This window comes from Dendronalium sp. ChiSLP03b, from assembly GCF_034531165.2.
Classification (GTDB): Bacteria; Cyanobacteriota; Cyanobacteriia; order Cyanobacteriales; family Nostocaceae; genus Dendronalium; species Dendronalium minutum.
This window is the reverse complement of sequence record NZ_JAVRBR020000008.1, coordinates 60,989-73,118: the sequence shown is the minus strand read 5'-3', so window position 1 is coordinate 73,118 and position 12,130 is coordinate 60,989. Positions and strand designations below refer to the sequence as shown.

Sequence of the window (12,130 nt, the reverse complement as noted above, 5' to 3'; positions counted from 1 at the left end):
ACCCTTGAATGAAACCATGACCAAGCTAATCGAATACGAAGAGGCCAGCGACGAAGTACGCTCGATATATGACGACATCAAAGCCACGCGCCAGAATGACTACATTAACAACTTCTGGAAAGCCATAGCCAACCATCCTCCCACATTACAACGAGCCTGGCAGGCGGTGAAGGAAGTAATGAGCAGTCCCGGCGAACTCGACCCATTAATGCGCGAACTAATTTACATTGCTGTAAGCGTGACGAATAGCTGCGAGTACTGCATTGCTTCGCACACAACAGCAGCCCGTGCCAAGGGTATGAGTGATACCATGTTTGGGGAACTAATGGGAATAATCGCCACGGCAAACACAACCAACCGTCTCGCCAACGGCTATCAAATTCCTGTAGACGAGCAATTTAAAACGTAGGGCTAATTACGAATTACCCTCCGGGTGACGCTCGTGACGCTCGGTCGCGTAGCGTCTCCCCTTGGGAGAAGACTCGCGCTTCGCTGCGCTAACAATGCAAAGCAGAGCCACTCCAGTCTTGGGGTTTCCCCAAGTAGAGGAAGTGGCATCCAAGACGGCAAGTGAATCACCAAGACGGCGGCTACCTCACGAATTACTAATTAGAATGACTGGTCTTAATCATACGTGGCTGCCTGCACCGACAGATTTAACTTTATTGCCGGACGAAGTTCATGTCTGGCGAATTGACCTTGACCGAGCAGAAGCACAGCTAGAAGATTTGACAACAACTCTCTCCAATGATGAACTTGCTCGTGCTAAACGATTTTATTTTGAGGAGCATCGGCAACGTTTTATTGCTGGTCGCGGTAGCCTGCGGAGGATATTGGGTGGCTACTTGGGTATCGAGCCGCAACAAATAGAATTTGATTATGAACCCCGTGGCAAACCAGTATTAGCAGATACTTTTGCTAGTACTGGCTTATTATTTAACTTGTCTCACTCCCAAGGGTTAGCGCTGTGTGCAGTGAATTACACTCGCCAAATTGGTATAGACCTAGAATATATCCGCCCGATGTCCGATGTGGAAGCCCTTGCCGAAAGGTTCTTTTTACCTAGAGAATATGCTGTAGTGCGATCGCTCCCTGTTGACAAAAAGCAAGAAGTATTTTTCCGCTATTGGACTTGCAAGGAAGCTTATTTAAAAGCAACTGGAGAAGGAATCGCTCAGTTAGAGCAAGTTGAAATAGCACTAACTCCCACAGAACCAGCGAGATTGGAGAGATATAAAAACTGGAGTCTCTTGGAGTTAGTGCCTGCTGACAATTATCTTGCTGCTGTTGCCGCAGCAGGTATTGGGTGGCATGTAAAGTGCTGGCAGTATTGATTGGGTACTGGGGAGATAAAGGAGATGAGGGAGCAGGGGAAGCAGGGGAGGCAGGGGGAGATGAGGAGAAAGAATTTAACATTCCTTCTGACAACTGATTCTTGCCGTTATTTATGACGTGTAACGATTTCTAAACGACGATTTGGAGTCCAATTTTCTACTCGTCGTTTGTTTAATTTAACCACACCCAATAAGCGATAAATTGTATCAACAGAAGTAGGAGAAATTTGTCCGATAGCAAACATAAGTTTTGTCAAAGCTTCTGTTATCGGATTTTCATTGACAATTACCTCTGCTTTATTTTGCTTAATCGCTCGGATAATAGCGTTTACCACATAAGTTGGTGTAGAAATACCTGCTAACTTAGGTGCAGGTATGTGACTGTCAGCTGTCATCCCAGTTTCAGATACATATCCTGGACAAATTGTCGAGAAATGAATGTTACTACCCGCAAATTCCTGACGCATGGCATCAGTCCACATAATTAAACCTGCTTTACTAGCAGAATAAATGCTGTTGTAAGCAACTCCCTTTTTACCAGCTAGAGAAGCAATATTAATAATGCGACCGCTACCCCGTTCCTCCATACTAGGAAGTAATAAACGAGTTAATTCCATAGCGGACAGAAGATTAGTTACTAATACAGACTGAATCTCTTCTGTAGAATAATCTGTAAAAGCCCGATGAATTTCTACGCCAGCATTGTTAATTAAAATATCAACTGGAGCAACAAATTCTTGAATGTGTTGCACTAGTAATGGCAATTCTGTCAAGTTTTGAATATCAAAGGGAATACTAATTCCTTGACCACCCAAAGCTTTGATTTCATCGCATGTTGTATCTAGCTTTGATTTTGAGCGAGAAATGCAAACTACAGTTGCCTGCTCTCTCGCCAGCGCACGCGCAAGATATACGCCCAGACCGCGTGAGGCACCGGTCAAAAGCACTGTCTTCCCTTTGAGAGTTGTCATTTTAAGCCACTGGTATTTTGATAAAGTGCAAACTTAACTTTGTGCGACTCTTCAGCTATCATTTATTAGTTGACTTGTCCTTCAAAGAAGCAAAATGTTTACCACCTAGCTCAATTGCCGATTGTTCACAACCTGTCTTCAATCTTGCTAAGAGATACTCCAAATTAGGAGTGATAATATTAGTGCCATGATCTGGTTCTATCAAGCAGGCTAAGTTAATATCTGTGCCATATTGATTTACCAAATTATAAATACCTAAAAAATTAAACACGCCTGATTCATAAGTGCCACAAGGTACAGAAGGATTGTCAACTCCCATAACATATTCATGCTGTTGCAACCATTCAACTGCTGGGTATCCGTGGAAATGGATCATCGGCATCCCATTATTAATTAAGCTTGGTGCATAGAGAGATGCAGATAATGCGATCGCCAGCATGACATAAACATCATAGGAAGGTTTAATATCTGCTAATTTTGGGTCAACTCCTTCTGGTAAATCTAGCAATAACCTATCGGTTAAACCAATTCTGAGGATGTCACTTTCTAATTGCAAATTGGTTTTATTAGAACCAGAACGAGCGCTACAAATCCAGATATCGGGAATCTGTTTAAACTGATATTCTGTCCCTGTTTTGGTTTTTAAATACCGTCTACCGATAGTGTTTTGGCGGACTTCATCACTATTGAATCCAGTAATAGGAGTTAAGCTTTCCCACTCACTTTCGGGTATTTCAATTTCACCAATATACTGTGGTGGTTCTGCATAAGCGACAAAGCCGTAAGAAACACCTGTTCTACCATTGACAATTACGTTAACAATATCTCTGTGCGATTGTCTTTTAATCACTTCACTCAGTTTGGAACCTGGAGGAAAAAGATTTGTATCCGCTAGCTGAGTACTCAAGCTGACTAATTTTTGAGCATAGCTTGATGACTGCGTATTGTAATTCCCTAATTTAAATTTGCTTAAAGGCAACGGTAGTATGGGGACATAAACTTTAGGAATAAGTGATTTTAAGACAAACCTATCAATTTCATCCATTGAAAAGACTGAATCAGATAAATTCATATTTAAAATGGAAAATTGGGAATCAGATACTCCAATGACAATTTCCGAGAAAGTTCTAACTAAAGTATTCAAACCCATCTTAATTTTTTGTTGATACGGAGTTTGGAAATTGACAAACTCTTTATCTAGGTTGGTAAGCACAATCACTTGAGTATTGGTAGGATCTTCGATAAATTTAGCAGCACAATCTTCTGCCCAAGCAATCAAACTGCCAATTCTTGTAACCGATATTTTTCGGTCTTTCAAAATAAAGCGCGAATATAATTGATACAGCTTTTCGGCTGCAAACGTCTCAGCCCGACTTCTTACTGTAGGTGGTCTATCAACATCAATTACAGCATTAATTCCAGTCTTGACTACTCTGGTTTTGATGCTTTTTTTGATGTTAGTAAATGGAATATTGATTTCGTAGCGGAACTCTGTAGTAGCTTGTTGCCAAGGTGTAACCTTTACTCCATATTCTTGCAGCTTCTGTTCTAGTTCAGTGCGAAATTTGAGAATTTGTGTATTTTTGTATCCCTTTGGTAAAGGTCTAAAAGTAATACTTAGCTTTTGAGCCATGAGTTTGGGATCGATAATCGGTTCCTTACACTCTAAGCTTAATTGATCGCCAGTTTCTCCAATTAAACGACCAATAGTTTGTAAACTTAAACCTTGTGGTAATGGTGTTATAGGAGTAATAAAAGAAGAGTTACGTTCGCGTAAAAATTCCAGAATTTCTAGTTTGCGAGCAGTTATTTCTGCTTGGATATCTGGTGTTAATACTCCTTTGGGAGAACGGATATTTAGTTTTTCATTCTCAACCCAAATTTGTACGCCCTTTCGGTTGAGAGTTGCCAAAATTTCGGATGCATTCATAGTAATTTCCAATTTATTTTAAGACAGTTGCTCAAATGATGCGATCGCACAACAAAACATAAAAAATTCTTACCCACTCCCTTGTACAGACGCGATTAATGAGCCAGCGCGTTGCGGGGGTTCCCCCCGTTGTAGCGACTGGTGTCGCGTCTCTAGTCCCTATTTTTAAATTTCAAAAACTTCGGACTCGTCAGCTTGAGATTCTTCGGCTAAACGTTGGGAAAGTAATTCGATTGTGGGATAATGCCACAGTAGCAAGGGAGACAACTGAAATCCTAAAAACTTACCTGCTTTGGCTGCTAGAAGCATTCCCTGTGCTGAATCTAAACCGTAGCTATCAAGAGGCGCTTTAATGTCTATTTCTTCTGCCTTGACTCCTAGTAATTCGGCTAGATGAGATGTCAACCAAGTTTGAATTTCTTCTGCGGTATAAGTGGGAATCCGATTAGATGAACTCATGTGACATTCTTGAAGATAGTGTTAGGTAAAATTGAAAAATTTAGTATCAGAAACCGAGTTTTTTTAGTACTACACCTTAAATAAGAAATGAAGAAACTACATTCTTATACTCTCTAAGCTCCTAAGTAATATTTTACGAACCGCCAAGCACGCCAAGAGCGCCAAGAGAGAAAAGAGGTATTTCACAAATTATTTAGGAATGCTATAATCTCTCGGTTTCTGACGGTTAAATCATCCCAGATAAGTTAACAGAAGGCTCTGGACGATACTGACTGTAATACTCACTAATTTGGACTCCTTGAATTTTCAAACATTGGATGCGAAATAATAATGCTGCTCCAGTCATGATGTGGTAAGCAACATCAAAAACTCGACGATTATGTGGTTCGGCTAGATAAGAACCTCGTACCCAGTCATTGAAGCTACCCATTGCTGGGCCACACCAAATTTGATAATCGACTTCTCTACCTTTTTCGCCAGAACTAGACCAACGGGAAGATAATCCTAAATACCAGCGAAAAATTAGTGCCATTTTCAGCTTGGAATTATTGACAGCTTTACCCAGTTTCTCTGGATTTTTTTGCGAGAGATAAGCTGCTGTTCCTTCCCATACTTCAGCAATAGTTTTGCGAAAAACTTGTTTTTCTAACTTCTCTCGCTCTGCTAGAGGAATTTCTTCAATTGAGTCATAATTTCTGTATAATTCATACAGTTTTTGCGCCCGCATGGGAAACAAAGTTCCGCGTTTGAGAACTTGAAGTTTCACTCCCATTTCAAACATATCTGCTGCTGGGGCCATCATGACATCGGCCATTTCTGCTTGCGCTAATAATTGCTTAGTATGTTCAGAAGCACCTGATTCAATACATGATTGATTAATCGAGCCAGTCATTATATAAGCAGCACCCATCATAAAGGCTGCTAAGGCTGATTGTGGTGTAGCAATTCCGCCTGCTACTCCGATTCTTATGGGCTGTTCGTAATGATATTGTGCTTGAATTTCATTCCGCAAGGCAATAATAGAAGGCAACAAACAAACTAAGGGACGATTGTCTGTATGACCGCCAGAATCAGCCTCAACGGTAACATCATCAGCCATTGGAACTTTAGCTGCAAGTTTCGCTTGTAATTCAGTAATTAATCCTTGCTCAAGAAGTTCTTTAATAATTTTGCTTGGTGCTGGTTGGAGAAATTTACTGGCTACTTCTCGACGAGAAATTTTGGCAATGACTTTGTTTTTGATTTCAATTTGATTGGCATCATTTAAACTCAGTCCAGCAACACGGTAGTAAACAATGTTGGGGGTTAAGTCTAGAAATGCCGAAGCTTCTACAGTTCTTACTTGATATTTGAGGTATAAATCTACAGCACGGCGTTCAATTGCAAGTTCATTCGGGCTATGAATTAAATTAAAAGCATAAGGGCCGTGAGGTAAAGCTTGTTGAATGCGATTAATTGCTGATTCCAAACGTTCTGGAGTTAAACCACCCGCACCAAAAGAACTTAAAATTTTCTCTTTACCGAGGGCAATAACCATTTCTTCAGAAGCAATTCCACCAGCCATTGCGCCAGTCACATAGGCATATTTTACGCCATGAAAGGAGAGGAAATTCGGGTCTCCCAACTGTTGAATACAGATTGGTGTAATAGATGTTAGTAGTTCTACTTGTGCTGTTGTACCATTCTCAGTAGGATATAGATAACCTTCGTTTGTTGCACCAATTTTTCCTGCAACTTTTAGGATATAACAAGGTTTATCTAAGACTTGTAATTTCTCCTTAATAGCTGTCTGCTCAAAAGATATACTATCTAAAGACCCTTTCCAAACCATGTTTCGATTGTAGGTATAGGCAGAAAAGCCAAGACCGTTATCATGTTTACTGAGCAGCGCATCTACAGTGGTCACAGTAGCTATTCCTCAAAGTATAAGCAATGGTTTCTAAAGGATGGATGTGGAGGGTAAAGGATGAAGTTTAAATTTTCAGTCTTCATCCTTGGTACTTAATTACTAAGATTCTTCATTCAGTAAGTTCTCAGCACAAGCTATTTGTAGTTGAATGATTTCGCTCATTTGTTTGCTAAAATCTTGTCTGGCTTGTAAAAAGGCAGTATGGGATTTTGTTATCCGAGAATTGTTAGCAGTCAGTGTTTGATACTGAGATTGCTTGGCATCCAAAATGTTGATTGTGTTGTCAACTTGGTTATTTTTAACAGGTGAAGATGAAATTGCTTGAGGAATTGCCTGTTTATTAGTAGTTGACTCAGAAAATTGTAGTTGTTCTTGAGGTGCAAAACCGTGTTCAATGATAGTTTTCATCTGGACTTCTGCTGGCTTAGTTTTAGCTGGTGAAGTGTTCTGAAAATGACTGTCAGCTTTAGCAACTTTTTGGGGGGCTTTCAGAGAATTTATGAGTTGAGCATCGCTGGATAATGGTATATTTTGATGCAGCTTTGCAGTGCGATCGCGTCTATATTTATCCGCAATATTTTGGAAAAGTTTGCGGTTCTCTTCACTCAAGATTGTGGCGGTAATCGAGTCGCCTCCCAAGGTTACGGTTCTCAGCGTTGGTTTATTTTGATTGCTAGTTGCTGCAACAGAACTATAAAGCGGTGCTAAATTCAAAGCAACTCGATGGCTGACTAGTTTTGCTAATGCTTTGACAATAGAAGTATGGTCATCCATACCTCTACGATTGAGAGATACTGTGATGTGTTCTTTGTCTTCTAAAATCTTATCGATCCAACGAGAACAAACACTACCAGCACCAGCTTCAATAAATATTCTGGCTCCGTCATTGTAAACACGGTCAACTAATTGGGGAAAATCAAGTTGTTGAGAAAGTCCGGTAGCAATACTGCGAGCAATTTCACCATTCTCAAGTTTGATAGGTTGATATTCAGCCGCCGAATAAAACACAACACCAGGAATAGATTGCGATGGTAAAGTGTTTAATTTCACTAACTCATCGTACTCCGATCGCATGGCCTCATTATGAATCACATGGTCGAAGGGAGCAGGAAAAGCGTTACAACCTAAAGCTTTAATCACTCGCTGACAGGCCGCTGGTTCGCCAGCGATTAATACTTCTTCATCGGTATTAATCTGAGTTAAATAAACGCGCTGTTCATTTTTCAGACATTCTATGACCTGAGATGGAGTGGCCATAAGAACATAGTTACTCCAAAGATTATTGTCTGAAGTTGGAGAAGTTTTTGGTAATCCCCAATACTCACGCACGGCATTTTTTGGCCCGGATAACCTATCGCCAAACAAAGCCGATGAGTTAAAGCTGCTACTACCTTGATAAAAATTGCTCCACACACCTTGGGCAACCATCATACTAGTTTCACCCAAGCTATACCCAAACACATATTTGGGTTTAATTTGAAAATCATCACGAATAATTGTGGTGATTAATCTGGTAAAAAACATTTCCGCTTCAAACATTGCCAAAGAATCACTTAGCAATCGTTTTTCTAGCGTTTCCAGATGTCTGGTTGACAATTTATTCAAGCTTCTGGGGAAAACCAACCTCTCCACATCAGCAACACGTTTGTAAATACTTTTTACCATCGAGTCTTCGTAGACTCTGGGGAATAAGTGAAATAGATTGCGACCGATACCAACGTAAGAATTGACTGCTGCTGGATAAACGTAAGCAACCTCACCTTTTTTACCCAATGGGTTAGCAGTAAAGTAACTACCTGTCGGTGTTAACCAGTCTGTCCCCCGGTCAAAAGCGCTATTGATACCTTTACGGGCTGATTCGATTTCTCTGAGTAATTCTTTTTTGTTGCGTCCGGTAATTGCTAGGGCGTACTGGGCTTGTGATTGTTGGCTAAAAGTAGCGAAAGCAAGGCTTGCAGCAGCTGATAAAGAAGAACTCTTATCAATACTTTGTTGGAGATTATTTAAAGCCTCTAAAAATTGTGCGCGTTGGTCGGCTACTATGGGGAACAAATAAAAAGGCATTTGTTCCAAATAGCTGCTGCTGTATTTTTGTTGATCGGGTTCTTCCGACAAGATTAGATGGGCGTAAGTCCCATCACATCCGATACCGTTCACCGCTGCAATTCGCCGCGTAGAGTCTTTAGCGAGGAACCAAGGTCTTGATTCCGTAGCAACATAAAAAGGACTACCTTCCCATACTTGTGGTGCTTTCACACCAGACCAGTTAGGTGTGGCGGGAATGTACTTGTGATAGAGACACAAAGCAGTTTTGATTAGACTGGCAATTCCAGAAGCTACGTGAGTGTGACCGATATTAGCTTTGACGCTACCGATAGCACAGTGCAAACCATTCCCCACCGCAGGATAAGCTTGTACCAAACCGGTGATTTCTGCCTCATCTTCGTGAGGAACGCCACTACCGCAAACTTCTACATACTTAACTTGGGCGGGTTGAATACCTGCTTGCTGGAAAGCTTCCTGACAAACTTGAGTAACCGTTGCTGCATCGCCAGAACTAGAGTAGACTTGCCCAAAACTCAAGGCATCAACCACCGCATAGATGCGATCGCTATCTTCTTTGGCAGTATCATAACGCTTGAGAACGACTGCACCAGCACCTTCACCAATTGTCCAACCATTGGCTTTTTGGTCGTAACTCAAAGTATTAGCACCAGTGTTAATTGTTGCCAACTGATTTCGCAACAATACACTTTCTACCCCACCAGCTAAATCAACAGCACCAACAACAACTGCATCTGCTTCCCCAGAAAGCAGTAGCATTTGCGCCACTTCCAACGCTTTGAAAGCCGAGGTTTCCACCCCTGTAATGGTGAACGAAGGCCCGGTGAAATTCCACAACGAAGAAACCCGACTCGCCATGATGTTGGCGATGTAACTGAGATATTCACCAATATCTACTTGATGGTGGACGCTATCTTTGACAATGGTTTCCAGTTGGGCAATTTGTTCTGGCGGTAAAGTAATTTCCGCAGCGTTTAAGCCGTCTTTTATTTGCCAAGACAAATCCCAGCGTTGTTGTAGCTGGTGGACAGATAGTTCTGTCTCAGCCGCAATAATCACCGCCACATTACCGCCTTCTGGGATTTTCGCATCTTTGAGGGCGCGATCGGCAACCTTTAGCAGTAAAAGTTGTTGCGGGTTTAACTTTTCTACTTCATTGGGTGGGATTTTGTAACCGAGAGTATCAATATCAAAATCTGTAATGTATGCTCCTACTGGTGCTTTTCCCTCTACTAAACCGTACTCTTGTAGTAAGTCTTTTTGCTCATCTATGCCATACCATCTTTTCGGCGGTAGGGAAATAAAATGCTGTTTGCCATCATAAATACTGCGTTCAAAAGCATCTAAGCCATTGCACTCACCAAAAAAGGCATCCATGCCGACAATGGCAATCTTGCTTATGCTATTACTTTCTTGTTCAAACATCATAAAAAAGTGTAAGGGGTTGAAATTGAAACGCAGAGGAACGCGAAGCTTGTTTCGATTCGCTACAAATTAATAAAATGCTGTACAAAGGCTTGATTTCATCCTTCCTTCGTCTGTTCAATAATTAGATGAGAGTTAGTACCACCAAAACCAAAAGCACTTAAAGCCGCGTATTTAGTTTTGGCATTCGGCCAAGGCGTTGGAGTTCGCACAATCTTCTCAGCAGAAATGACATTATTTTCCGAACCGAGAGGTTCATTCACATTAATAGTTGGTGGAATAACATCACCAGACATACTCACAATTGTCTTAGCCAAACTAACCATACCCGCAGCAACTAACAAGTGACCAACATTAGCTTTAGCAGAACCAATTAAAGGAGATGCTTCGTGTTGACCAAAAAAAGTTTCTATCGAGTTGAATTCAGTGGTATCTCCCAACAAAGTGCCGGTAGCGTGACACTCCATATAATCGATAGCTTTGGGACTCAGTTGTGCCTCTTTATAGGCTCGTTCAAAAGCTAGTGTTTGCCCTTTAGAATTAGGGCTAAGAAAATGCTTACCCTTGCCATCATTAGAAAGCCCATTACCGCAAATGGTAGCTAAAATTTTATCGCCGTCTCTAATAGCATCGTTATATCGTTTCAGCACAACCATCCCAATACCTTCGGACGTAATTAATCCTCGTGATGCCTTATCTAAAGGACAACTAATACCGTTTTCTGGATACCCTTGAATTCCAGAAAAGAACATGCGTAAAAATAGCGGATCAGAACAACTGATTGCACCAGCTAACATCAAATCAGCTTTACCTGTCCAGAGATAATGGGATGCCATTTTAATAGCATAAAAAGATGAAGAACAAGCTGCATCTATACAGAAATGAGTACTAGATAAAGAGAGAGCTTGAGCAACTAATGCAGCCGGAAAACCACACACCATCGCATTGTATGGGGATGCTTTGGTTGTTGTTGGTAAAGCTGATAAATGGAAATCTTTATCTTGTAAAAGTTCTGCGATCGCCGGGTCAATGGTTCGCCGATAAATGGGTGCGACTAATTGATTTGATAGTTTTGTTGGTAAAGATAAAGCTCCTAAGATTACGCCACATTTTGAGAGTACATTTCTGTTTCCCCAATAACCACTCTGGACAATTGCTTGCTTGGCAGCATAAAGCGACCATTTAAAAGTATTGTCTAAGCTTTCTAGAAATTCTACAGGAAGATTATATTCGCTGGCATCAAATTTAAAGTTGCGAATGAATCCTCCTTGGAGGAAGTAGATTTTTTCTGGTTTGCCTTTAACTGGGTCGTAAAATATTGCAGGCTCTACGCCCATTTCTTCGACAGTAACAGATGACGTTGAATCTTTTGCTGCGGTAAGATTCTGCCAAAATTGCTCAGGATTGTTAGCATCAGGAAAGAGGCACGATAATCCGATGATGGCTATTTTTTCCACTACTGATTCCTCGTTGGGGTATTAAGTGACAGGGCAATTTTTCAGGGCAGCCAGAAGAATTTACGCTCCCTAAACTTGACGGTATTTACACGATTCCCCAAACTTTAAAGGATTTAGAGTCTTGAACAAGCAGAGATGTCAGCTAATTCTGTCTTACTACAAGAATACCTAAATTTTTTACGTAGACCCGTTCGCCATTAGGCGTTGCCGCAGACTAGCGGCTTCCCGCAGGGTACCGCCTTCGCGCAGCGTCTCACAGAGAAGACGCAAAGGAGAAGAATAAATAGGTAATCTTTTAGTGAGAAAAGAATAGATATAATATCAGCTTATTATAGCAATCCTAAATGATTGGTGAAATTTTGACACTTTTCTTTTCTCGCTGTGTCTTCTATGTTTCACTGAAGTTCAACAGCGGCTCTGCTATTTGATACTTGTCTGTATTAGTTTTTTGAAGAATCTAATTTCACAATTTCAATAGGACTGCTATAGCTGAATAATTGGGAGTAATTACCTAACGTGAATCCGACAAGTTTTGTTTTGACCTCTCCCCCAACCCCTCTCTTCGTAGGAGAGGGGAGTCA

Annotated in this window: 8 protein-coding genes; 2 read left to right on the top strand and 6 right to left on the bottom strand. The window is 41.1% G+C overall.

What is annotated here, in order from left to right; all coding sequences use genetic code 11:
* Positions 1 to 16: 16 nt before the first annotated feature.
* Together RMY31_RS01595 and hetI are read left to right on the top strand one after the other, a co-directional pair.
* Entirely contained in the window at positions 17 to 409 is a 393-nt protein-coding gene (locus RMY31_RS01595) for a carboxymuconolactone decarboxylase family protein (protein ID WP_322657695.1), read from the top strand.
* A gap of 205 nt (positions 410 to 614) precedes the next feature.
* Complete coding sequence (gene hetI, locus RMY31_RS01590) at positions 615 to 1,334, top strand: 4'-phosphopantetheinyl transferase HetI (RefSeq protein ID WP_322657760.1); 720 nt, start codon at positions 615 to 617, stop codon at positions 1,332 to 1,334.
* Positions 1,335 to 1,441: 107 nt separating this feature from the next.
* On the opposite strand, the gene RMY31_RS01585 is transcribed toward hetI, so the two are convergent.
* From RMY31_RS01585 to RMY31_RS01560, 6 genes are all read right to left on the bottom strand, one after another.
* Positions 1,442 to 2,305, bottom strand: coding sequence for an SDR family NAD(P)-dependent oxidoreductase (locus RMY31_RS01585; protein WP_322657697.1), 864 nt, complete (start codon positions 2,303 to 2,305; stop codon positions 1,442 to 1,444).
* Positions 2,306 to 2,363: 58 nt separating this feature from the next.
* Positions 2,364 to 4,235, bottom strand: a complete 1,872-nt coding sequence (locus RMY31_RS01580) for a hypothetical protein (RefSeq protein ID WP_322657698.1) — start codon at positions 4,233 to 4,235, stop codon at positions 2,364 to 2,366.
* A gap of 165 nt (positions 4,236 to 4,400) precedes the next feature.
* Positions 4,401 to 4,694, bottom strand: a complete 294-nt coding sequence (locus tag RMY31_RS01575; protein WP_322657699.1) for an acyl carrier protein — start codon at positions 4,692 to 4,694, stop codon at positions 4,401 to 4,403.
* Between the two features lie 226 nt (positions 4,695 to 4,920).
* On the bottom strand, positions 4,921 to 6,600 hold the full coding sequence (locus RMY31_RS01570) for a PfaD family polyunsaturated fatty acid/polyketide biosynthesis protein (protein ID WP_322657700.1): 1,680 nt from the start codon (positions 6,598 to 6,600) through the stop codon (positions 4,921 to 4,923).
* 102 nt (positions 6,601 to 6,702) lie between these two features.
* Positions 6,703 to 10,092: a type I polyketide synthase gene (locus tag RMY31_RS01565; RefSeq protein WP_322657761.1), complete on the bottom strand. Its 3,390-nt coding sequence runs from the start codon at positions 10,090 to 10,092 to the stop codon at positions 6,703 to 6,705.
* 98 nt (positions 10,093 to 10,190) lie between these two features.
* Positions 10,191 to 11,549 (bottom strand): polyketide synthase, encoded by a 1,359-nt coding sequence (locus tag RMY31_RS01560; protein WP_322657701.1) that lies wholly within the window; start codon positions 11,547 to 11,549, stop codon positions 10,191 to 10,193.
* Positions 11,550 to 12,130: the final 581 nt, after the last annotated feature.

Bases quoted from the DNA above. Each gene is read 5' to 3' on its own strand.
- RMY31_RS01595 (WP_322657695.1), top strand. From the start codon at position 17: ATGACCAAGCTAATCGAATACGAAGAGGCCAGCGACGAAGTACGCTCG.
- hetI (WP_322657760.1), top strand. From the start codon at position 615: ATGACTGGTCTTAATCATACGTGGCTGCCTGCACCGACAGATTTAACT.
- RMY31_RS01585 (WP_322657697.1), bottom strand. From the start codon at position 2,305: ATGACAACTCTCAAAGGGAAGACAGTGCTTTTGACCGGTGCCTCACGC.
- RMY31_RS01580 (WP_322657698.1), bottom strand. From the start codon at position 4,235: ATGAATGCATCCGAAATTTTGGCAACTCTCAACCGAAAGGGCGTACAA.
- RMY31_RS01575 (WP_322657699.1), bottom strand. From the start codon at position 4,694: ATGAGTTCATCTAATCGGATTCCCACTTATACCGCAGAAGAAATTCAA.
- RMY31_RS01565 (WP_322657761.1), bottom strand. From the start codon at position 10,092: ATGTTTGAACAAGAAAGTAATAGCATAAGCAAGATTGCCATTGTCGGC.